This window comes from Haloplanus sp. GCM10025708, assembly GCF_042663985.1.
GTDB lineage: Archaea > Halobacteriota > Halobacteria > Halobacteriales > Haloferacaceae > Salinirarus > Salinirarus marinus.
Genome location: NZ_JBHSZA010000003.1, coordinates 17,931 through 40,845 on the forward strand (window position 1 = coordinate 17,931; position 22,915 = coordinate 40,845).

General features: G+C 55.6%; 14 protein-coding genes and 2 pseudogenes. 9 read left to right on the plus strand and 7 right to left on the minus strand.

Going from position 1 to position 22,915, the window contains the following annotated elements; genetic code table 11:
- Positions 1-20: 20 nt before the first annotated feature.
- The 4 genes and pseudogenes from ACFQJD_RS00425 to ACFQJD_RS00440 form a co-directional block, all read right to left on the minus strand.
- Positions 21-3,655: pseudogene (locus ACFQJD_RS00425) on the minus strand (UvrD-helicase domain-containing protein).
- Positions 3,648-6,834 (minus strand): annotated as a pseudogene (locus tag ACFQJD_RS00430) (PD-(D/E)XK nuclease family protein). Before ACFQJD_RS00430 ends, ACFQJD_RS00425 begins: the two co-directional pseudogenes overlap by 8 nt.
- 129 nt (positions 6,835-6,963) lie before the next feature.
- Positions 6,964-7,761, minus strand: coding sequence for a hypothetical protein (locus tag ACFQJD_RS00435; protein WP_379795381.1), 798 nt, complete (start codon positions 7,759-7,761; stop codon positions 6,964-6,966).
- Entirely contained in the window at positions 7,758-8,606 is an 849-nt protein-coding gene (locus tag ACFQJD_RS00440; protein ID WP_379795383.1) for a hypothetical protein, read from the minus strand. Before ACFQJD_RS00440 ends, ACFQJD_RS00435 begins: the two co-directional genes overlap by 4 nt.
- Positions 8,607-8,718: 112 nt before the next feature.
- Between ACFQJD_RS00440 and ACFQJD_RS00445 the strand changes: the two genes are divergently transcribed.
- The gene (locus ACFQJD_RS00445; protein WP_379795385.1) at positions 8,719-10,143 is read left to right on the plus strand and encodes a hypothetical protein; all 1,425 of its coding nucleotides are present in this window, start codon (positions 8,719-8,721) and stop codon (positions 10,141-10,143) included.
- Between the two features lie 370 nt (positions 10,144-10,513).
- On the plus strand, positions 10,514-11,554 hold the full coding sequence (locus tag ACFQJD_RS00450) for an argonaute/piwi family protein (protein ID WP_379795387.1): 1,041 nt from the start codon (positions 10,514-10,516) through the stop codon (positions 11,552-11,554).
- A 133-nt stretch (positions 11,555-11,687) separates the two neighbouring features.
- Here the strand turns inward: ACFQJD_RS00450 and ACFQJD_RS00455 are convergent, their stop codons facing one another.
- Together ACFQJD_RS00455 and ACFQJD_RS00460 are read right to left on the minus strand one after the other, a co-directional pair.
- Positions 11,688-12,134 (minus strand): hypothetical protein, encoded by a 447-nt coding sequence (locus tag ACFQJD_RS00455; RefSeq protein WP_379795389.1) that lies wholly within the window; start codon positions 12,132-12,134, stop codon positions 11,688-11,690.
- A gap of 18 nt (positions 12,135-12,152) precedes the next feature.
- Positions 12,153-12,680: a hypothetical protein gene (locus ACFQJD_RS00460; RefSeq protein WP_379795390.1), complete on the minus strand. Its 528-nt coding sequence runs from the start codon at positions 12,678-12,680 to the stop codon at positions 12,153-12,155.
- Between the two features lie 275 nt (positions 12,681-12,955).
- Between ACFQJD_RS00460 and ACFQJD_RS00465 the strand changes: the two genes are divergently transcribed.
- A complete protein-coding gene (locus ACFQJD_RS00465; RefSeq protein ID WP_268895834.1) occupies positions 12,956-13,090 on the plus strand; it encodes a hypothetical protein in 135 nt (44 codons plus the stop codon).
- Entirely contained in the window at positions 13,087-14,526 is a 1,440-nt protein-coding gene (locus ACFQJD_RS00470; RefSeq protein ID WP_379795392.1) for a DUF499 domain-containing protein, read from the plus strand. Before ACFQJD_RS00465 ends, ACFQJD_RS00470 begins: the two co-directional genes overlap by 4 nt.
- A gap of 200 nt (positions 14,527-14,726) precedes the next feature.
- On the opposite strand, the gene ACFQJD_RS00475 is transcribed toward ACFQJD_RS00470, so the two are convergent.
- Complete coding sequence (locus tag ACFQJD_RS00475) at positions 14,727-14,900, minus strand: hypothetical protein (protein ID WP_379795394.1); 174 nt, start codon at positions 14,898-14,900, stop codon at positions 14,727-14,729.
- A 9-nt stretch (positions 14,901-14,909) separates the two neighbouring features.
- Here ACFQJD_RS00475 and ACFQJD_RS00480 point away from each other — a divergent pair, with 9 nt between their 5' ends.
- Genes ACFQJD_RS00480 through ACFQJD_RS00500 form a run of 5 tightly spaced genes read left to right on the plus strand, consistent with a single transcriptional unit; the run spans position 14,910 to position 22,851 of the window.
- Positions 14,910-16,352: a hypothetical protein gene (locus ACFQJD_RS00480; protein WP_379795396.1), complete on the plus strand. Its 1,443-nt coding sequence runs from the start codon at positions 14,910-14,912 to the stop codon at positions 16,350-16,352.
- A gap of 25 nt (positions 16,353-16,377) precedes the next feature.
- Positions 16,378-16,995 (plus strand): DUF7680 family protein, encoded by a 618-nt coding sequence (locus ACFQJD_RS00485; RefSeq protein WP_379795398.1) that lies wholly within the window; start codon positions 16,378-16,380, stop codon positions 16,993-16,995.
- Positions 16,996-16,997: 2 nt separating this feature from the next.
- On the plus strand, positions 16,998-18,458 hold the full coding sequence (locus tag ACFQJD_RS00490) for a hypothetical protein (protein WP_379795400.1): 1,461 nt from the start codon (positions 16,998-17,000) through the stop codon (positions 18,456-18,458).
- Positions 18,392-19,858, plus strand: coding sequence for a hypothetical protein (locus tag ACFQJD_RS00495; RefSeq protein ID WP_379795401.1), 1,467 nt, complete (start codon positions 18,392-18,394; stop codon positions 19,856-19,858). Before ACFQJD_RS00490 ends, ACFQJD_RS00495 begins: the two co-directional genes overlap by 67 nt.
- Positions 19,855-22,851, plus strand: coding sequence for a DEAD/DEAH box helicase (locus tag ACFQJD_RS00500; RefSeq protein ID WP_379795403.1), 2,997 nt, complete (start codon positions 19,855-19,857; stop codon positions 22,849-22,851). The genes ACFQJD_RS00495 and ACFQJD_RS00500 overlap by 4 nt, the downstream gene beginning before the upstream one ends.
- Positions 22,852-22,915: the final 64 nt, after the last annotated feature.

Genomic DNA, 22,915 nt, shown 5'->3' on the forward strand with positions numbered 1-22,915 from the left:
GTTGTCGAATAGCCGTGTGACTACTTGACTAGGTCCATCATCGGTCGAAGTTCAGATTCAATTTCCGGCATCTGATCCGATACCCAATTGAACCGTTCCTCTACGCCCGCATCAGTAAACCGGAGTGAAGATCGTACGTCGCGATTTCGGTCATGTTGGAGGAGTGCGAGAGCGTACGCGAGCATCTGCGGTCGATAGTGTTCTGCGAGTTCATCCGACGTCGTAGCTGAGAGGTCGTTGGTCTTGTAGTCGATAATGTGGAAGGCATCCGGTGTGACGAGCAGCCGGTCGATATCACCGACAATCCGCGACTCATCAATTCGGGCGACAACAGAATACTCGTCGTAAACCGCTTGGAGCTGGGAATCAGCCTCAACCTGGTCCACAAATTCGACCGCATCAGCGGCATGATCGACAGCTTCGCGGAGGTCAGGTTCTGTCGGCTCCTCACCGGACATCCGACTCAGACGGCGGATCAGGGTGGTCCACTGGTCTCTCGGTGGCCGGAGTTCATTGATCCGGTGGACGACCGTCCCGAACGTCGTTGGACTCAGGCCCGCCGACTCCTCACGTTGAGAGTAACTGTGGCCGTCTGTAGACGCATCCGCAACCGCATTCACGAGCGTCGTGGCCGCGATCCGTTTCGCCGGCGCGAGCGACGGCGGTGAAGGAATCGAGATCTCCGGCGCTGAATCAACAGCGTGGTCGTCGGTGTGCCAGCCTACTGGGCGCGGCGGCCTGCGAACGGTATAGCTGGCCCCATCCATCTCGCCACGGGCCTGTCCATCCCGAACCGCCTCGGCAACGAGGGCTCCGTCGAGAAGGGCTGGCTGTAACCAATCACGCCACCGGTCTGCGTCGTCGAAGGCTGCAGGCTCGCCGAGTTCGATGGCGCCAGACTCGTCGACGTCGATGTCGTGCGTGCCGCAGAGAAGGAGGTGATCCCGCGTTCGTGTACACGCAACGTAGAGGAGCCGTTTCGACTCCGCCCGCTCCTGAGGACGCGACCGTCGGTCGGCGTACTCGTGGACGGCCGTCTTCTCGATGGAGAACGCATCGCCCGGATTCGGCCCACCGACCGCCGGCACCGGCGGCGCGTCATCAGTTCCATCCACGAGTCGAACGTACCCATGGTCGTCCACAGAGCGACCCAAGTTGAGGTCACTCCCGAGATCGGGGACGGTGACGATCGGGAACTCGAGTCCCTTCGCGGAATGGATCGTCATAATCCGGACGCCCTCGGCGTCACCCGGAATATCTGCCTCCCCTCACGGGGATCGATTTCGGCCTGGCGGTCGATCCGATGGAGCAACCCGGCAGCGGTGTGAACACCGTTCTCGCTCCAGGTACGGACCTGGTCGCGGAACTTTTCGACGTTCGCGACGGCCTGTCGACCGCGTTCGTCGGCACTCACACTCGCCAGATACCCTGTGTCGTCGATCACCCGGGACAGCAGGCGGTTCCACGGGAGGACGCCATCTTCGGACGGCGTCGCACAGCCGCTGAGGGTCCGCCACGTCGTAAGAAGATCGAACGCGTCCGACAGCTGCGGGTCGTCCGTCTCGGCGAGCGCGTCCCACACTGAATCAGCCACTGCGACAGCCGGTGCGAGGCGATCATCGGTGAATCCGAACAGCGGCGACCGAAGCACCCCGTAGAGGGAGACATCGTCCTGTGGATCACCGAGTACTCGAAGCAGGTTCGTGAGCGCCTGGACCTCAGGCGTATCGTAGAACCCGACGCCACCGACGACAGTGTAGGGAATATTGTACTCCTCAAGGGCGCGCTGATACCGATCCAGATGGGTTCGCCGGCGAAGGAGGATTGCCGTGTCGTCAGGAGTGGCGTCACGATGGACACCCGTATCGGGGTCTTGGACTTGCGGCGGATCGTCGAACAGGTGTGTCAGTCGAGCAGCAAGCGCTTGCGCCTCTGCTTCGATGGTGTGATCGAGCGCGCCTCCGGCGACCGGATGGTCGTCGCCGAAGAGCTCCGCCGCCGTATCGGCGTCGTCGGGGACAGCGAGATACTCGACACTCCCGGTGAGTCCCTCGATATCTTCGACGCGGTCGCGTTGCGTACTCAGTTCCTGCGGTGGCGCTTCGTACGGTTCGTGGGTGTCACCTTCCGGCTGGAAGAGATGTTCAAAGAGCTCGTTTAGGAACGACAGCGGCTCGTCCAACGTCCGGAAGTTCCCGGAGAGTTCGAGCGCGGTCGGACTCTCGGCGTCGCTGTCGGGGACGTCGTCGACCCCACGGGCTTCGTTGACGGCCTGGAGTTCCGCTCTCGCCGCCCCGAACGTCGTCACGTCGGCCCCACGGAATCCGTAGATGCTCTGTTTCTCGTCGCCGACCAGGAAGACGTTCGACGCAGTCTGCTCGTCGACGCCCGTGAGGAGCTTGACCAACTCCCACTGGCGCGGGTCCGTGTCTTGGAACTCGTCGACCATCACGGCCGCAAACTGCTCTCGTAGCCGATCCGTGACCGCATCGTTGGCTCGCAGGAACGCGAGGGTCGTCTCGATCACGTCGGGAAAGTCGAGGGTATCGCGGCGGTCCTTCTCTGCTGTGTAGGCTGTGAGGACGTCGTCGAAGACCCGCATCAGGGCGAGCGCGTAGTGAGCGCTATTCGCTTCCAATTCTCCCGGCGTCGTCTCGACTGCATCCGCGTGCGGTTCGACGGCATCGATGACCGTGTCGATGGCGTCTTTCAGGTCGTCGTAGACGTCACCGTACTCACCCCAATCGTCCCGGTCACCGACGACGTACCCCGAACTGCTGTACAGGCCGCCGTTCTTCTTCTCACAGGCCTCGTAGAGCTCGAGAATTGCCCGCTGACAGTCGCGAGGATCGCTTTCCTCCGGGTCGTCCGAGAGTGTCGTCGCGAACTCGGTGAAGGTCCGGTAAGCTCGAAGGCCGTCCTCGTCGGCGATAGTGTCCTCGCGGTCGACGCGGTTCGCGACCGTGCGAAGCTGCTCAAGGAGTCCGTCCGCATACAGCGTCTGTCGGGCGTCGGCGACGTCGAGATCACAAACGACCTCCCAGCAGATATCGACGTAGTCGTCGACCTCCGCATCACGCCACTCCTCGAGGACCGCCTCGCTCTGTGGGCGCTCATCGAGTAATCCAGCGAGTACATCGACCAGCTGGTCACGACCCCAAAGATGAGCGAGGAGCGCGACGTCGTCATCGTCCTGGTTGCGTTCGAGGAACTCCGTCACGACTTCGCGTTGGAGTGTCGCAGCGCCGTCTTCATCGAGCACGTCGAACCCAAGTGGAACCGGAGCCTCAACGGCCCGTTCTCGTAAGAGCCGCGTACAGAACGCGTGAATGGTGTGGACGTAGCCGTCCTCCAAGTCGTCGAGGACGTTTCGCCAACGGTGGTAGGCCTCTGGTGAGTCGACAGCCTCGAGCCGATCGTACACCTCCTCTCGAACGCGCTCGGTCAGTTCGGCAGCAGCCTTTCGCGTGAAGGTGATCGTGACGATGTTCTCCGGCGTGAGTGACGGGTTCTCGGCCAGTATCGTCACGTACCGCTCGGTGAGCGTTGTCGTCTTCCCTGTCCCGGCGCCGGCAGTGATCGCGACGTTCCGGCCCTGGACGAGCGCGTCCTCCTGTTCCTCTGTGAGCTGAATCTCCTCGGGTTCCTCAGTCATCGCTCATCACCGCCTCGATGTCTTCGTCGTCGCGAACACGGAGCGGAACGTACGCTGCGTCGTCCTTGTGAACCTCGTCGACGAACTCCCGCTTGCGGTGATGGCGGACATCGCACGCCCGACGGTAGTCACAGTATCGGCAGTTCGCTCCGCTGGCCGACAGAAGCGTCGTGTGGAACCGTCCGTTGCCGATTGCCTCGTCGATCTGGCCCAACCACTCCGGAACGACATCGTTCAGGAACCGGCGGAGTTCGGCCTCTGAATCGAACTTCGATTCGACGCCGCGTGGAACCTTGAGGTCGTTTGGCGGTCGCACCTGATAGTACGTCGCCGAGAGCGAGCCCTCCGCGAACAGGTCACCGTCGACGACCTCGGCGGCAGCGAGCAGATAGATGGGGAGTTGGAACTTCGTGCCGCCGGTCGTCTTCGTCATATACGGTGCTCGACCAGTTTTGTAGTCGTAGAGCGTGAGCGTCGGTTGTTCGCCATCCCGATCCACGTCAACGCGGTCGATGTATCCCCGAATCGAGACAGTCGAGCCGTCCGGTCGCTCAACTGTGAACGGCCCAACATCCGAGTCGAGAAGCCCCTCGCCGAACGGAGCCTCGAACAGATGTGGGCGAGCGGCGCCGTCACGCGAGAGTTCGTTGTCGAGGAAGGTAGCGAACAACCCCTGTTCCGGTGCGTCGTGGGGTTTGCTCCCGGCCTGGTACGGAGCGCTCTCGCCCCAACCCAGGCCCGCGAACAGCTCCGCCTTCCACCGTTCGTAGAACAAGCCGTCGTACTCGAAGTCAGCATCCCGGAGTTCCTCAACGGCGATCTCGCGAAGGTGCGTCGCCAGGTCGTCCCGGTTAAAGTCAGTGAGATCGACACCATCCTCGGTCTCGTCCTGTAGATCCGCGAAAAACCGTTCGAGGACATCGTGAACGTACGACCCGGTTTCGAGGGGAGTAGGGACGACTTCGACATCATCGGGATCCTCGATTCCGAGCACTTCGTCGGCGTAGAACTTGAACCCACACTCGACGTATCGTTCGATTCGACTCGCGCTGTAGGGTTCCCGCTCCGACGGAGGGTATACCTCATCGACTGTCTCGGGATTCAACACGCCATCGTGTTCGGAGAGGGCAGCCGTTCTCTTGTTGTCCGCACAGTGGAGTCCTCGATCCGTGCGCTTGGTCTGCTCGGGGAGAGGTCACCTCGGTCGCCGGCGCGGCTGACTGCCGCACGCCGGTCGGCCGTTGCAGCGACGTGGCGCTGGAGGTCTTCGCGGGAGCCTACGCGGTCGTCGACGCCGTCTTCGGGGTCGATGCCGGTCACGCGCTGGAGTTCGTCGAGGACCGGCGACCGGACGACGGCGGATTCGTCGTCGCCCGTCTCTGGTGTGGTGATCGTGAGTTCGTCGACGTTCGCGAGGAGCGTCGCGAAGAGATAGCGCCCCCGGAGGCGCTCGTCGCCGGTGTCGAACCGCGGATGGGCGTCGGTCATCTCCTCGAAGAAGGCCGGGCGTTCCGGCGTCACGGGGAAGTGCTCGCTCGTCAGTCCCACAAAGAACACCTTCTCGAAGGATCGCATCCGCGCGTCGAGCAACCCCATCACTTCGACGTGGCCGCCAGCAGCGCTCTGCGGGACTCTAATCGGTACACCATCGAACGCACGGGTGAACAGTGCCAACGGGGAAAGGTCGCTATTGACCGTCGCCAGCGACTCGAACGAAGAAAGGACCTCGTCCACGAGATCGTAGGCCCGCTGTTCGACAGCTTGCTCGGCGCCGCTGGCGTAGTCCTCTGTTGCTGCCTCTACGTCAAACTGACCGTCCAGCAGCCGGCGGAGCGTCTCGGTCGCATCTTCGACGTTCCCCGTTCGGACCGTTTCCAATGTGGACAGTAGATCCTCGATCAGTGCCTCCGCGTCGTCGTCGACGTCATCGAGCAGGGGTGATACAGAAACGGTGTCACGCCGGCGAGCAGATGCCGTGACGGCGTTGGCTTGGTCAGTATCGACGACGTCGACCAGTGGATTCGCCAGCAAGGACGTGAGATCCTCGGCACGCGGGTCGGGTTCGGCGAGGTTCAAGAGATCGTGTACGACGCTCCCGGTGAACGTCCGGTTCAGCTGTGAAGCGGCGGTCGTGACGTGCGGGATGTCGAACGTATCGAACGTGTCCTCGACGTACCCCGAATAGGCCTCGGTCCCCGGGACGACGACGGCCAGGTCGTCGGGGTCACGGCCATCGGCCAACTCGGTTCGGAGCTCGCGAGCGACGAAGCGAATCTCGCGCTCGGGCGTCGGGAGTTCACGCCACCGGAGCGCGTCTGAAGCAGGGACGGTGTCGGGGGCCGGGCGATAGAGCGCCTCGGTGATCGTTCCGAAGGCCCGCCCTGACTCGTCGACGGACTCGAGCTCTACGGTCTCAAAGTCCAGCGCTTCGTAGACCTCCAAGGCGTCCTCCGCAACGGCGTCGACTCCGCTCCGGCCATCCTGGTGGAGTGGCAGCAGTGCGATCATCGGAAGTTCGTCGACGAGGCGTTCGATGAGGCGGCGTTCGACAGGACGGAACTCGTGATACCCGGAAAGGATGACCACATCCAGTTCCGGGGAGAACGCCGATAGTGACTGCTCCGCCGTCGCGACGGCGTCGAACATTTCTCCCCGGGTACAGACCCACTCGTCGACGTAGTCGCCGTGGAGATCGCGATAGTGACGGAACGCGTCGACAGTGGCTGTCGCGATACGGTCATCGAGAGCGGAGCCCTCGAACTCCGCTGCCAATGCGTCGGGGTCCCGACGCCGGCGTCGTCGAAGAGTGAGAAGCGGCTACTGAACGAATCAGCGAGGGCGGCCGAGGCGGGTTCGCCGGCAAGAGCCCCGTCTGTCTCGACTGTTGTTCGGTCAAGCGCGTACTCCGCGAGCCGGCGGTTCAGCTGCCCGGAGAGGGGTTGGACCGGGCCCTGGAGTTCCTCGTACCACTCTCGAACGACCGCATCGAGCGTCTCGGCACGGAGCCGGAGTGGGTCGTATGAGGCGGCCCAGCTGTCCTCAACCGTACTCCGGCGAGCGTCGTTCCGCGTTATGTAGAGAATACTCCCCAGCGAATCGGTGGCGATGTCATCAGCCCGCTGAAATGCCCGTTGTTCCAAACGGGAGTGTTTCGGACCGGTGAGAAGCGTTGAATCCATCGAACACTCCCTACCAAGATATCGGTCTCACTTCACTCTTGGCGAGACTGACAGCTTAGGAGTGTCCTACCGATAGGAGAATCAGCAGAGGTCAACCGGCTGTGATCCTTCTAAACAGTCGGTACGCAATCAAAAGATCTCGTGTGTATCCTGGCCGACTTGGGAGTGAGTATGGAATTCGTCCAATATATAGAGGATAGACACGTCAAATAAGGAGGTCAACTGTTGCTGATATCGGACGACGTCTTTCTTATCTCCAGTCACAACCCGATGAAGCACCCCGCGTTCTGCAAGCCCTATTGCGTCAAGAAGCCACTGAGAGTCTACTGGAGGGACTCTGGACTCTCGAATTCCAATATGCTCATCAACGAGACCACAGGCACGATCCTGTTCATCATAGGTTGAGGACACAACGTGGACAGCATCCATTAGTGCGTCTTTCCGCTCCTTTGCGTCGTGGAGAACACGATCTCGAAGATCTTCGACACACCGTTTTGCATTCCGCGGAGTGACTTCACGCGAGGAAAAGTAGTTCTGGAAGTGCCGAACAAAGTGTGGCTTAGCCTGACTTCGAACCTCAATATTTTCGAAGAAAATCTCTAATATCCTCTCAAACGAAAGTCCATCGTAGCTCTGTAAATCGATTTCACGATTGTACATCGGGATGTTGTCCTCCACATTCTCTTGAAAGTCTTCAAGAACGGTTCCGAACACGCCACCTGTATCGTCAGGATCAACCTGTAGCTGATCAGGGTCGGACACAACCCGAGGCGCTCCTTGCGGGCGGCTGCAATACTCGTAGATCACAAACTCACTCGTGAAGAGCGTGTTATGGCCGTCTAGAATACGCTCTGCTTCTACGGCCCACCGGTCGTGAGAAAACGTGAGTCCAATGAGGACGTTAGTATCTACGAAGTATCTAGTCATTGGCCCGGATGAAGATCTTCGTGCGCAATTCCCCGGCGTTCAAGAATCGGAGCAACAAGTTCGTCAGCTGCGCTCCGTTCAGATTCGAGTTCGGTTGCTAATCCAGAAAATTTTGCATCAAGGTCTTGCTCTTCGAATTCGTCAAGTTTCTGGATCGCAGCACTCCGACCCTGCTCAAATGAAGTTATACCGAGGTTCCCACGGACCTCTTCCTGAGACATCCCCTGGGCATGCCGTTCAGCAAGTTCGAGGGCAAATATACGCCAGAACGTTACATTCACCGTCATCAATCTGGAGGGATCAGGAGAATGCGAATGGAGTTCTCGTGTGACCGCATTATACCACTTGATTAGCGGTCGGTCATACTCCGGAAATCGGTCGTTTGGAAATGATTCAAAAGTTTCGTGAACCGAACTGAGTACCGATTCTCTACTTGGGTCAACCTCAAAGAAATCGTGATATCCCGTATGTAACGTCCGGATTTTCTTATCTAATTCCCGAAAATCCCGCTGAACCTGATACGGCGCATCATCATACATTCTGTCTGTGAGCCATTCTAACCCATGCTCGTAATATTCAGAAAGAGTCTCAGAGACAATAGAACGGAGGCGATCTTCAACTCCGGGCTCATTAATACTGGCCGAGGGGACAGTCGAGGGCGTAGCTGGAGAGACAGTACCAAAGAGATACCAGTAATACGGAATCTCGATGTCCAAATCTTGCTCGGCAGATTTGACGTCAATACGATAGAGGAGCTTGTGAAGCGACTTTTTCGGCAGCGCATCCGCGGCCCCTCGTTCATGATTGAGGAGGCGCAGAGTCGTTCCCAAGTCCTCGCGATTCATTATCTCCAATATATACCGCTCGTTTTATAGAACTACCGTCGGATCCCAGTAGACTATCCAACGACTGAGGGAAAAGTAATTCACACGAGACTTCCTTGTAACGAGATACAACGTGCCCATCTACAATCTATATAAAGAGCGGGAAGGGACGGCGCGACGCGGGGAGGACTATAAGGAAGTCGTCATTGAGTACATGGAAGGGCTGAATTACATGGTTGAGCGGGATTCAGCTTTCCACTCCACGCTTGACGATATTCAGTTTGTGAACAAAGCTACGGGCGATAAAGTGGTAGCCGAGGCGAAAGCGTATTCCACAGGCCTCAGCCCGAACGATTTTAGAGACGAACTCGCCCGGTATTTCCTCGAATACATCAAACAGCCCCAACCCCAACGTTTTGATTTCTATATTTTTACGGAGACACTCTCTAATGACCAGCTCTGGAAAGCCCTATTCGATCGAGATGTCACCGATAACCAGAAACTGGTCGACTTCTACAAAAAACTCAAAGACAGCGTCAACGATGAGGTCGTAGATCGGCTAGATGATACTGATGTAGATGAGTTCCGAGATTTTGCTATCGATACCCATGTTTTCGTAGGTACATACGATGATCTCCGTCAACAAGCTCATCAACTCGAGAAAACAGAACGGTTCCAGTACGAACCATATCTTCACTCGTACGATCCAGTTTCGGAGGAAACAGAATATGCGACAAATCTGTTTCAGGTAACCCGCTATCCTGAGACACTGTACATCATAGATACGACGGAGGAAGCCGAGTCAGCTCGCGTCTATAATTACAACAACGAGGCGTTTCCCATCAAGCTTCACGAGCGGAAATTATATTCTCTCGTTCATCCGGACCATCTTCCGGGGTCTACTCGTCATTACCTCCACGAGGACCGTTTCGAAACACAGGATTTCGAGAAGTTCCTTCGAACGGGTGCTCAAGAGGAAGAGCGCGAAAACATCGTAAGGTCGCTTCTCAGAGGGATATTCACTCTCGTTGCGAGAGATAACGATTGTCTCATCGACCGTGAGAAAGGAACAACTGTATACCCAGAACTCGACCGCAAACAGCACGGTTCCGAGCGAAAACTAGGTCGATCTTGGGTTGCAAAGGAGTTAGACTCCTACCCTGATGTCATCCATCGTGGTGTCAAAGTACGAGTACGGCGCTATGCGGAAGAGTACTACTACGTTCTGCTACCCACACAAGTCTTCACTTCTGACGGTCGTCGGCCTGTAAAAGGCGAGCGTAAATCGCGGCTCCAAAACGACTTCTCACCAAATCGCTTCCACGCCCAGAATAGTAAGTACGACCGCCAGCTGCGTGTCTGGGAAGAGCTGCTGATGTCCGATCAGACCCAGCTTGATCGATTTATGGGCGAAAAGATACCCGTCATAAAGGAACTCGAAGTAACCAGAGTTGACTCGCTTTCCCTCAATGTCCGCCCACCCAAAGACGGAGACGAACGTGATGAGCTCATCGAGTCAGCGTCTGATCTTGAAAACACAGGTGGAATTGAACAATGACGCCTGAAGATTCCCCGTTCACGCTCCGTCACCTCGAGGAGCCAGAGATTCAGTTTGAAGGGGGTACTGAAACCTCTCCCAAACGAGGCCTTATCAGATATGGTCCACGGCTCTATGAAGAAGGACACCACACAATCAAACTCGGGATTATCGGCGATCGAGATTCGATTCGCCGGTTGACCGAACTACTTCACGATATGGAGGTCGGGATCCATCCAGGAACAAGTGATAAACCGTGGCAGGTTCCGTATCCCGGCCTGGTAAGAGTTCCGCGCTCAATCTCTCTATTAATGCAAAAAAGGGCTGGAGACGCCAGATTCGTCGACGAGACATCCAATCAGTTACGAGTAAATCAACCCCCAGAGAGCGGATGGAGCGATTCCTGAAGCTGCGGAAAGACATCGAGATAATCGAACGGGATTCCGTTCAGCCGAACGCAATCATCGTCTGTATTCCGCAAGAAGTGATGGACGCGTGTACTCCAGAGAACCAGGACCATGCGCGAATCCAGCCGGAAGGTTCTGACCTGCGAAATCGAATCAAACTGATCGGGATGGAGGCTCGAATCCCCACACAGCTGATTAAGCCATCCACACTTGCGATCCGTACTGACCGTCAGCGAGCATCTCGGGCCTGGAATCTCACAGTTGGACTTCTATACAAGTCTCAACGAGGGCATCCCTGGAAAACTCGGCAAATCGAAGATGGGCACTGCTACGCAGGGCTCTCGTTCTACAGGGAGCGAGACGAAGGAGATGATGTAATTCGAGCTGCTCTTGCTCACGTCTTTCACGGACGGGACCATATTATCCTTCAGAGCGATCCACTCCCGGATATCACCGAGGACGAGAATGGATCTCCCCACCTCTCATATGAGGCGGCTAGACAGGTAGGTGAGCAGATTCTGGAATACTACGAAGCTCAGAAAGGGACACGTCCCAGCCGGTTCGTCCTTCATAAGCCATCTGTCTTCTGGGAAGAAGAACGTGAAGGGTTGCTTGATGCCACAGACAGTGTTCGCGATTTAGATCTAGCCTGGGTTCGTAGGCGGCCAAAGATCAGGTTGTTCCCACCTACGGATTATCCCGCCATGCGGGGAACCCTCCTGAGCGTCCCTGATGACGACGTCCACTATCTCCACACATCTGGATATGTCCCAGAAGAGACGACCTATCAGGGGAGTGGAGTACCATCACCGATTGAGATCCGACCTGATGAGATTTGTGAGACACCCTCGTTAGAGATCTGTAAGGAGATTCTCTTTTTCACAAAACTCGACTGGAATACATCGGACTACGCAATTCGGATGCCAGCAACCGTGAGTGTTGCAAAGCGTGTCGGCACAATCCTCTCTGAAGTAGATACTGAGTCCATTTCAGAGGTTCAGCCACAGTATTTCTACTATATGTGAATCGGTGAGTGAGAGACTTATTCGTCTGAATCAGAGATCGGATTTAGTTGATAACCAGCAGACCGCAGAAATTCGCGGATAAGCTCAACCTCCTGCTTCTTCTCAGGGGAACTCGTCCCGAGTATTTCTTCAATTACCTGCTCTTCATCCTCACAGAGAGTAATTGATTCATTGAAGGGGTGTTCTCAAGTGGATCTCGTCGCTCATCAATCACGATCGGCTGCCACCCGCCCTGGTACTGGTATCGGTAGAGGGTGATAGTGCGAACGGTGTCTTCGTCGACGAAGAAGCTCGTTTGTTCGCGTTTGCTGGCGACCGCGATCTTCCCGCCTTCGAGATCCGCAGCAAAGTCCTCGAAATTGTGGAACTCAGCAGGAACCGGCCCATCGACGACGTGAGTGATAATTCCCGGCCAAGTGAACCCATAGATGCGCTCAAAGAAGCTGACACCATTGTCGTCGGGAGAATCAAACACAAGGAGAAGATCGCCCAGCTGGAGTTCGGTACCGTCTACGCTGATATGCGACGAATAGGGATAGGCTTCGCCGTCATCAAGGGCGACTATTTCGGGTTTGGACATTGATCTCACTTGAAAAGGTCAATTACTATTGGTCCTTGCTTCTACAGCATCAAGAATACTTGTTCGTGTTTCGGTATCAATTCGGGCAACGCCAACTCGTGGGTAAATATAGAGGGTCCCCTTAGTTCTGAGAGAATTGAGATCAAGTTCATCAAGGACACTCTGAGGGACTGCTAATCCCCAAATTGAATCTTCCGTGGATTTCTTTATAAGATCGCTCCAAATCGGTTTTAGAATTTCTGTGAAGACTGATTTAGTCAATAGGAGGATGATTATGTCAGCATCTTCTACTTCCTTGAGTAATAGAGACTGGGCATGTTCATGTACCTGAGCCCGGTCGGAACCGGGAGTGAGTCCTGAGATTGACTGGGAAGCCTGAGAAACGCCAAACTCGTCAGAGAGGATATAGAGGTCTGTATCTGCGAAATTTGAGAGCTCCTCAACAAGCGAAGCGACTGGTCGAAACTGACCCTTATAATAATTTAACAGAGACTGTGCATTTTCATCAACAGTATTTGAGGATTCGGTGAATACGACTGCCTTCATACTCCTTTGCTTCTCGATAACCATTCAAAAATCTACTTTTATACTAATTGATCAGGAAGATGGGGACTTATCCAGGAGCTACAAAGAGCTGGCTAAAAAAACATGAATTAGATGGGAGACTGTCCAGAGGACGGTATCATGGTCGAACCGCAGGCCAGCTGGACTGAAATCACCTTTAAAATACCAAATGACTAAGTCAACTGTCTGTATACATCGTGATAACCTACTGTGCGCGAAACTCAGGGGACCGGACATTTCGTGATACAATTATGCCGATGATACGGGTACAGGACTGGACGAAAGAACAGCTAGAGGAGATCAAGGACGAAGAAGACCACACGTCCCTTGATTCAGTAATCAAGACGCTCCTCAAAGAACGCACCAACGAAACCACCTCAACAAACGAATGAGCGATACGCCCACAACCACCGGCACGACGAATCGCCCGCCGAGTATTTTCGACTCCTGCGAACCTCGCCAAGACGTTCTCACCGGTGAACTCGCCGAGGACCAATTCGCGGCTAGCCTCGCGGACGTCGCCCACAGCGACGACGCTCCTGATGTCTACGCTGACCCTCGACTTTTCTTCGAGAAAACCTACCCCACCAGCGGTCTGCAGGATCTTCTCACACGTCTCGCAACCCGTTTCGTCGGCGCACATAACGACGACTACACCGGCACGAACGGCATTCTCCGACTCGACACCAGCTTCGGTGGTGGGAAAACCCACAACCAGATCGCCGCGTATCACCTCGCAGAATCACCAAGTGCTGTCCCCGATCTGTCTGACTTCATCCTCGACCAGGACATCGCCGACGAGTATACTGACACCGCTGCACTCGGTCTCGACGTCAACACAGCCGTCTTCGTGGGCACACACGTCGACGCCGAGGACGCTCGCTCGAACTACGACGACCCTGACGCCCCCGCAACGAAGACGATGTGGGGCGAAATGGCCTACCAGCTGTTCGGGCGGGAAGGCTACGAGTTCCTGCGCGAAAACGACGAGAACAGAACGCCTCCAGGAACAACCAAACTCGAGCGGCTCTTCGAGCGGAACGACAATCCGTCGCTCATCCTCATCGACGAGATCGCCGCATATCTCGAGCAAGCTGCCGCTGTTGAAATCGGAGATTCGACGCTCGCAAAGCAGACGAATACCTTCCTGATGTCGCTGCTGTCCGCGACGCAGAATAACGATAAGGTCACTGTTGTCCTCAGTATCGCGGACACCGCCTTCGCCGACCAAGCCGAAGACGTCCGTGGTCTCGTCTCCGAGACCATCTCTGAGTTCAACAGTATCAGCGACCGTGTCGAGGGGTCCATCACGCCGACGGAGGACAACGAAATTGCCGCTGTCCTGCGGCACCGCTTGTTCGAGAGCGTCGCGGAAGACGGGCGGGATGCGACTGTTGATGCCTATATGTCCCTCTATACGGGTGATCGTGACTCCTTCCCCGACAGTGCGACGAACCCGGAACACCGAGACCGCCTCGAAGACAGCTACCCGATTCATCCGACGGTCATCGATACACTCACAGAGGAACTGGACTCCCTCCCGTCGTTCCAGCGCACTCGTGGTGCACTCAAGCTCCTCTCCCGCGCAGTCTACCGCCTTTGGCAGCACCAGAGCGACTACCAAGAACGCCACTTCGTCCGTCTGTTCGACATGCATCCCTCCGATGGGGACGTTCGTTCGACGCTCCTCCGGCTGTTCTCGTCGGTCGACATGGACTTCGAGGCCGCAATCAAAGCCGACATCTTCTCGGAAGATGGCACGGCGAACGCAGAGGAAGAGGACCGGAACTGGGTCAAGAACGGACACCCCCACTCGGAACACATCTGACGACGGCAATCCTCTGGAAAAGTATCGTGAAGGGGGCTGACGGACGCGGCACTACACGCCGGCCTCTTCGACACGCAATTGCCAACACCGAAGTCGAGCTAGCGCACTACGACGACGCTCTCAATAACCTCCTTGGAGAGGGACGTCGGTCTGCGTGTTTCTACCTGCACGGAGACAACGGTGAGAAAATCCAGTTCAAGTCAGAGCCGAACCTCACGAAACTCATCGATTCTGTCGTCGAGCAACTGCAAGACGGGCTCGCCCGACGGCATCTCGAGGAAGCCCTCGACGAGGCGCTCGGTCAGGGTAGTCTGAATGTGATTGTCGGGCCGGAGGAGCCGCACGAGATCCCAGATACAGCTGACGAAGCGCACCTGTGCGTGATGGACTTCGATACGGTCACCATCACGGACTACGAGACCGTCCCAGAGGCAATCCAAACGCTGTACAAGAATACAGCATCGTCGAGTGGCGGGCAGAAGACGCCACGGGTGTTCAAGAACAACGTCGTCTTCCTCGCAGCGAGCGCGAACGACGTGACTGACGCGAAGCGGACCGCAGAGCGCGTCGCTGCCATCAAACACATCCAGAATAATCTCGGCGACCAGTACGAGCTCAACACCGAACAGCAGGACAAGCTCGGTGAACGCCTCGATAGCGCGAAGGGCACGCTCGATCAGGACATCAAAAAGGCGTATACGCACCTCTACTTCCCGACTGGAGATGGCCTGGCTCATCGGAACGTCACCACCGACAGCACCATCCATCAGAGTGTCATCGAGAAGCTCGATGAGGCAGGCGCGATTATCCCCGAAGGAGAGGACGCCTACGGTGTTGATTGGTTCGAGGCGACGATCTGGAACGTCGGCTCGGCCTCGATGACGACGAGAGCAATCGAAGAACAGTTCGGAAAGCGCCAGGATGCGGAGATTCTCCTGTCACCCATCCCACTGCGAAAGACGATCGCCCAGCTCGTCCGTGAAGACGGGTACGCCTACTGGGACGAGGAGCAGAAGACCGGGTACTACACGCCCGAGACGACGCTCACGGCAACCGATCACGAACTCGACGACGCGAAGAATCTGCACGCGGGGCTCAGCTATCAGGACGTGAAGCTCTCGCAGTCGCACACACTCTACACCTCGCTCGATGAGCTGGTCGACGACGTCGGGAGTGAGATCGACTGGGAGGAACCCGACGAAGATGAAGAGCAGGAGGACGAGACTACTGACGACGATGATGAGGAGGAGACTGGCGGCAGTAGCGGGGGCGGTTCGGGTGGCGATGACGAACCTGAGCCATTCAGTAAACTCATCGAAGTTCGCACCTCCGAACCCGCACACGTCTCTCGGGCCCTGCAGGAAATGCGGGCTGACATCGCTGATGAGCTTACCAGCGCTCGCGAGGAGTACGACGGGCACCCTGACGAACTGACCCCCATCGTCGAAGGCGTCTGGATCCATCTGGACGGGGCCGATGCGTGGAAAGGTGCGTGGTTCACTGCGAACAAACTCAGCAATAACGAGGACTTCGCAGAGGACACGACGATGGACTTCGATTATGAGGCCAACGACGGAGCCGACTCGAAATCGGAGTTCGAAGTCGATTTCAATGGACGCCCGGAGGTCTTCGCGAGCCATCTCAGATTCAACATGGAGCCGGAAGATCTCGCGAATCCGGATGGCGGTCGTACCGCTGAAGCCGAGTTCTCGATTGAGTTCGACGAGGGCGATGACCGCCTCTATGGCGACACGTTCGACCTCCTGACGAGCTCCTTGCGGTCGACAACGCATTCACCGTCACGATGCACACGCAAATCCGTGTGATCGAATCCAGCGAGGTGACCCAAGTATGAGCCAAGGCATCGCCGAGGGGAATTCGTTCGCCTTCACCACTGGCGCGTACGGGAATCGACCGACGTTCGTGTTGACGCGTGATCGGGTCGACGACCAGCACGAAATCACGCTCTACGAGCTGGCGCCCCGGGATATCGCAACGGCTCGACGAGAACGGTTCGAGAGAGCCCAAAAAGCAGTGAGCGTCTCAGTACGCGAACTGGAGGAAGCCATTACCGGCGACCGTTCCCCGTCCGAACTCCCCGGAGCGGATGACGCGGCGTACGGTTGGGATGACTGGTGTGCGATTCGCATCGCAACGTTACGCGGTGGGGCGTTCAACGAGGTGAGTTTCCTCATCGAATCCACTTTCCGGGAGCTGAGTCTTGATCCCGAGACCGTCTGTACAGGAGACCCAGCAAGCGTGAGTCTCCCCGAAGCGGCCGGTGTTCGGCTTTCGATTGCGTTCCGTGCGATGAAGCCGATGCGACGCCGGGACCGTCTCCGTGAAGTCGCAAAGGGAATCGACCAGATGAGCCTGGGTGAATGCTACTACTGGCACGCCAAGGCTCGCTCTCCGTCCTCGCCCAGCGGTACGAAAGCACTCCGCGTCCTACTCGCCGACCACATTTAAATATGTCAGAACAAAATCAAGAAGGCCATTCCGTTGGATCCGATACACCGAATAAAGTAGCAATTGAATCAAAGCTCCCGCTTACAGCAATTGACATTGAAAGTCAAAAAGACATGGCGTCTGGTCGCCATCACCCACTACGTAGCTTGCACAAGTGGTTTGCTGCTCGACCCACTCCAGTAGCGAGGCTCGCTACAATCGCATCTGCATACCCAGGTGAGATCGACTCGGATAAACTTCTCAAGTTGATGCAGATCGGGCCGAAAGAACTGGATTCTGAGATTGCTGAATATGTTGAAGGAAAGTTCACGGAGCCAAAGAACGGTGCAACCCTAGACGATCATTACCAGTATCCGAATCCGAGCACACAGACACCGACTGCTAAAGAACTGGAGGAAATGCACGCGGAGATTCGAGAAGGGTGGGGTGGTAGCTTACCGACTGTAATGGATCCGACAGCAGGCCGTGGAATCATCCCGTTTGAATCGATTAGATATGGATTCCCCACGAAGGCTAATGAACTAAATCCAGTTCCCAACTTGATAATGAGAGTAGGACTGGAATACGCCCCTCAAGTAGGATCTCTCACTCCTGAAATTTACGAGTGGAGAGATGAGATTCAGGAATCCGCTCAAGAGAATACTAGGCAATACTATCCTACAAAAGAAGACGGGTCCACAATTCTAAATTCAGCCGTCACATATCTGATAAACTGTGAGTCCTGTGGTGGTCAGATTCCGCTTGTCGTGAAATGGTGGTTGAACAAGAGCTCGAATGGAGGGGATGCAATAAAGCCAATTTACACCGATGGAGAAGTCTCATACGAACATGTAAAGGTGCAAGACACTGATGACTACGACCCAGATGATGGACCAGTGAAAGGTGGTGATGCAGAATGTCCTCATTGCGATGTAGTTACAGAAAATGACCAAGTAAGGGAGAAGATAGCTGAGGGTGAATTCGAATATAGTGTCTACGGTGTTAATTATGAGGATGCGCGTGGGAATCGTAAGTTCCGCGGAGGAGATGAGGTTGATCAAAAAGGGATGGAGAAAGCCGCTGAAAGGGTAGAAAATGACTTTGGAATGATCGACTTCCTCACCGAGTCATATCCAGGTGGGTTCACAGACCGAGTCAAAAATTACGGGGTTGAAGAATGGCGGGACATCTTCACGCCAAGACAGCTAGTGGTACATTACGAATACTTGCAGGCATTCCAAGATGCTCTTCCTGAAATACAAGCAAAATATGAACAAGAGAGGGCTGAGGCTATTGCTTCCGTCTTAACGCTTTGTGCTAGCCGGGTAGTAATGTTCAATTCAAGACTCTCAAAGTGGTATGACCAACGGGGTATTCCGCATGGGATGTTTGCTCAGAATAATTTTGTTCTCAAAAGATGGGGGCAGATAATAATATATCTGCTCCAAGACGGGGGTATGAGAAGAACTCAGATCATGTTATAGACTCTTACGAGAAAATTGCCTCGTATGTACGCGAATCAGAACCGGCAGAGGTACGATACGGTGATGCTGCCAGCCTCTCTAGCGATTGGTCAGAAGGTTCAGTTGATATTGCTATCGTCGACCCTCCGTACTACCAAAGCATCCAGTATGCTGAACTAGCAGATATCTTCTACATCTTCCACAAAGAATACCTTGGTGATGTGTTCCCAGACCTATATGACACCAAGCTCACTAATAAGAAAGATGAAGCTGTAGCCAATCCTTCTCGATTTGAGGAATTCGATAACGATTCTAAATCAAAGAAAGAGCTTGCTGACAATTTCTATGAGGATAAGATGGGAGAAATATTCTCTGAGATATACAAATCACTTAGCGACGGAGGAGTTATGACAATTATGTTCACCCATAGGGAGATTGATGCGTGGGATACTCTTACGTCTGCCCTCATAGAGTCGGGATTTACAATTACAGCAACTCATCCGATTAAAACAGAGATGGGTGATCGAATTGGAGCTCAGGACAAAGCAAGCGCAGATAGCTCCATTCTGTTGATTGGAAGGAAGCAAAAAAGGAAGAGCGACGAAAAGACGCTATGGGGAGATGTGAAGTCCGATATCGCAAATGTTGCTCGTGAGGAAGCAGAAGATATCATTCAATCCGATTATTCCATTTCTAAAACAGATATGGCGATCTCCGCTTACGGGCCGACGCTTCAACGGTATGCTTCTGAATATCCAGTAGTTAATAAGAAAGGAGAGGAAGTTAGACCAAAGACCGCTTTATCAAAAGCTCAAGAAGCAGTAACAAGTGTTATTGCTGAAACTTTTCTTGAAACGGCAGGCATTGACCAACTGGATTCCCTCACACGTTGGTATGTTCTTGCTTGGTTAATATACGAGAATGACACTATGCCATATGACGAAGCAAACCAATTGGGCGTGGCTGCTGGAGTTGATATTGAAGATCTAAAACGCCCTACGAAGATCTGGAGAGGTGGTAGTGAGGTAACTCTGCAGTCTCCGAAGGATCGTGTGCAGGATATTACAAAGCTCAAGGCGGATGGTGCAGAGAATCCATCAACTCGAAAATATCCGGTTAACCCAACAGATACGCGTTTCACATACATAATTGACCTCATACATTCAGTGGTTCATGTATACGACAACAAGGGACCAGACGGTGCCTGGAAGTGGATTACTGACAGAAACCTCAAATCTAATCAAGAATTTAAGATAGGTGTAGCTGCGTTATTAGAGGTTCTTCCGGGTGACGAACCAATGAAAGAGACACTTATTAACCTAATCTCAGGAGACACCGGGGAATACCTTGACATCGAGCTGTCTCACTTGGACTTGTCAGGGGACGACCGACAATCATCCCTGACTGAAGAATTCGAATGAGTCTTCAGAACGTCTCGTGGGAGCCGGTGTACGAAAGCGAGTTCCGGACCAACCGGACGCTCATGGAGACGTTCTACCGGCCATTCCTCAACGAGGTCATCCGCTACGACCGGCTCGCCGGCTACCTGAGTCTGCGTAGTCTGGCGCACGCTCTCGAAGGGGTTGACTCCCTCGAGACTGATGGAACAGTACGTGTCATCGCTGGAGCCGACCTCCAGAAGCGCGAGAAGGGAGCGATGTTCCCTGACGCAGATGAACCCCTCGAACCGTGGGTTGAGTCCCAACTCACCATCATCGCTACCCTCCTCGACCGCGGCGACCTCCAAATCAAGGTCGGTGACCCCAAAGGCGGTGACGGGCTCTTCCACCCGAAGCTCGGCATCGGTGTCGATCGCGAGGGCAACAAGATCAGCTTCGAGGGGAGTATCAACGAGACGCTCAGTGCGTGGCAGTACAACTACGAACGCTTCAAAGTTCATCGCTCCTGGAGCCGCGGCGAGGCGAAGTATGTCGAGGAAGACGTCTCGACGTTCAACGCACTCTGGAACGGCTTCCACCCCTCCGTCGATGTCTTCGAGCTCGACGAAGCTGCACGCCAGGACCTCATTGACTGGAAGGACACCGATGGAACGCTCGAGGAACACGTCGAGCGCGTTAAGAATCACGACCCCCAGACGACGGTGCCCGAAGACGATACCGCCGGTGTCGTCTCGATCGCCGGACGGACACCAGGAGGAATCCACCTCGCAGAGGAGATCAGTACTGTCACGCCCTGGCCCCATCAGCGAACGATCTCCGATACCGCGGTCAGTATCTACCCGAACAACCTCCTGTTCTGTGACGAGGTGGGGCTCGGCAAAACCATCGAAGCAGGCCTGACCCTCTCACGGCTGATGGAGGTCGGAGAGGCTGAGCAGGCGCTGTTTCTGGTTCCTGCAGGGTTGGTACAGCAGTGGCAGAACGAACTCCTCGACCGCTTCAATATCCACGCCTACTATCACGAACGGTCCTACGACGGTGATTACATGATCGGTCCTCTCGGAGACGCAGAGGATCACCGTATCCCCACATCCGGAGCGGTCGACGCCGATGCGTGGGAGAACACGCCGATTGGTTCGTTCGTTACGGAGAGAGATGAGCCAACCGTCGTAATCGAGTCGTGGCATACCGCCCGCCGCGAAGGTAATCAGGCACACGTCGCCCCACGCATCGACGAGAACGTGTGGGATCTCACAGTCGTCGACGAGGCACACAGTGCTCGCGAGGAGACGAAACTCTACGACCTGCTCGGACAGGCCGAAGAAGCCTCCCGGTGTCTCTACGCTCTCACGGCGACTCCTATGCAGTTGAATGTTGGCGAGCTCTACGATCTCCTTCGACTATGCGATCTCCCAGAGGGTTGGGACGACAAGGACCGATTCGTCGAGTTCTTCGAAACACGGCAAGCACTCGAAGATAGCCTCAGTACCGTCGGCTCTCGCTATCAGAATATAGCCGATGGACAGCAACAGGTTCTCCAACAGTTCCAGAAAGAGCTCGATCTGGAGGAGGACGAAGGCCGACCAAGAATCGAACGGTTCGGGAAACTCATTCACGAACATCTCACGTCGAATCCCGGCTACGACGAGCAGGCGAAGGCGCTAGTCGAGGCGACGGACACGGAGTCGATTCAACAGCGGAAAGCCCTCGAGAAACTCGTCGGCGTGCGCGAAACCTCACCCCGATTTGACGATCCGCGCTCGCTCATTTTCGACTGTGGGCCAACGGAGTGGAGCGCACTAGTGGAGGCTTCTCAGTGGGCGACACCGGTTCAGTCCCGCATCTTCCGGAATACTCGAGCGGTATTGGAGCAGTGTCAGGATCTCGGGCTGCTCGACGATACGGTTCCGACTCGGGATGTCGAGACAAAACGTATCGAGCTGGGTGACGCAGCCCCGCTGTACGATCAGGTAGAGCAGTATATTGATGAGACGTATAAGCAGTCGCAGAAAGTCCTGACAGGGAAGGAGAAACTCGCGTTGGGCTTCGTGATGACCACGTATCGTCAGCGCCTGACGAGCAGTCTACACGCCATCAAGCAGAGCCTCCAGCGCCGGATGGAGAAGCTCGACGAGAAGGTTGAGGACATGACCGAGGAGGTCTCCGAGCTTAGTAGGGACGCCGGAGTGACGGAGGCGACCATCGACGAGGCGATCGGCCAAGCATCCCTCGACGCCTATCAGCCAAGTAGTCGTGGTGCCGCCGACGTGATTCAGGCGGAGCGGACGGCCCTCCAAGAGTTCGTGGACGATCTCAGGCAGGCCCATACCGACCCGAAGGTAGCGCAGTTGCGCCGCGACATTCGCTCGCTCCGTCAGAGCGCCCGTGATAACATCATCATCTTCACACAATACCACGATACCCTCGAGCATATCCGTGAGACCCTGACAGACACACATCCGAACGTCGGTACGTACAGTGGTGGTGGCGGGATGCAGTACGACGAAACATCCGGAGAGTGGGTGAACGTCGGTAAAGAGGCGATCAAGCGCGATTTCACTGACGGGGACACCAATATCCTGATCTGTACAGACAGCGCGAGTGAGGGGCTGAACCTCCAGACTGCAGATGCGCTGATCAATTTCGATCTGCCGTGGAATCCGATGCGGGTTGAACAACGCATCGGTCGAATCGACCGTATTGGCCAGAAAAACGAGGTCGTGAAGATCATCAACTACGCCTACAAGGACAGCATCGACGGCGACATCTATGAGGAACTGGAGGGACGGTTACAGCTGTTCGAGAACGTGGTTGGGCCGATGCGTCCGGTACTGAACAGCATCGAGCAGGACATCAAAGACGCCGTTATGGGTAGTTCCGGGCCGGATGCCACCAGAGAGCCCAGTGAGCAAGTCGTCGAAGAAGCAGACTCGCGGGCAAAACGTGCCCAGGAGAAAGCCGAGGAGACCGGGCAGCAGGTGAGCCAGAAGAGGTATCGACGAAAGAGGCGATAATCGAGAGTTCCGGACTTGACGGGTGGGAACCCTATTGCTATCCCGCATTCGATGGGATCGGGAC

Excerpts from the sequence above, each read along its gene's own strand:
- ACFQJD_RS00435 (WP_379795381.1), bottom strand. The coding sequence starts at position 7,761 with ATGACTAGATACTTCGTAGATACTAACGTCCTCATTGGACTCACGTTT.
- ACFQJD_RS00440 (WP_379795383.1), bottom strand. The coding sequence starts at position 8,606 with ATGAATCGCGAGGACTTGGGAACGACTCTGCGCCTCCTCAATCATGAA.
- ACFQJD_RS00450 (WP_379795387.1), top strand. The coding sequence starts at position 10,514 with ATGGAGCGATTCCTGAAGCTGCGGAAAGACATCGAGATAATCGAACGG.
- ACFQJD_RS00455 (WP_379795389.1), bottom strand. The coding sequence starts at position 12,134 with ATGTCCAAACCCGAAATAGTCGCCCTTGATGACGGCGAAGCCTATCCC.
- ACFQJD_RS00460 (WP_379795390.1), bottom strand. The coding sequence starts at position 12,680 with ATGAAGGCAGTCGTATTCACCGAATCCTCAAATACTGTTGATGAAAAT.
- ACFQJD_RS00465 (WP_268895834.1), top strand. The coding sequence starts at position 12,956 with ATGATACGGGTACAGGACTGGACGAAAGAACAGCTAGAGGAGATCAAG.
- ACFQJD_RS00470 (WP_379795392.1), top strand. The coding sequence starts at position 13,087 with ATGAGCGATACGCCCACAACCACCGGCACGACGAATCGCCCGCCGAGT.
- ACFQJD_RS00480 (WP_379795396.1), top strand. The coding sequence starts at position 14,910 with ATGGACTTCGATACGGTCACCATCACGGACTACGAGACCGTCCCAGAG.
- ACFQJD_RS00485 (WP_379795398.1), top strand. The coding sequence starts at position 16,378 with ATGAGCCAAGGCATCGCCGAGGGGAATTCGTTCGCCTTCACCACTGGC.
- ACFQJD_RS00490 (WP_379795400.1), top strand. The coding sequence starts at position 16,998 with ATGTCAGAACAAAATCAAGAAGGCCATTCCGTTGGATCCGATACACCG.
- ACFQJD_RS00495 (WP_379795401.1), top strand. The coding sequence starts at position 18,392 with ATGGGGGCAGATAATAATATATCTGCTCCAAGACGGGGGTATGAGAAG.
- ACFQJD_RS00500 (WP_379795403.1), top strand. The coding sequence starts at position 19,855 with ATGAGTCTTCAGAACGTCTCGTGGGAGCCGGTGTACGAAAGCGAGTTC.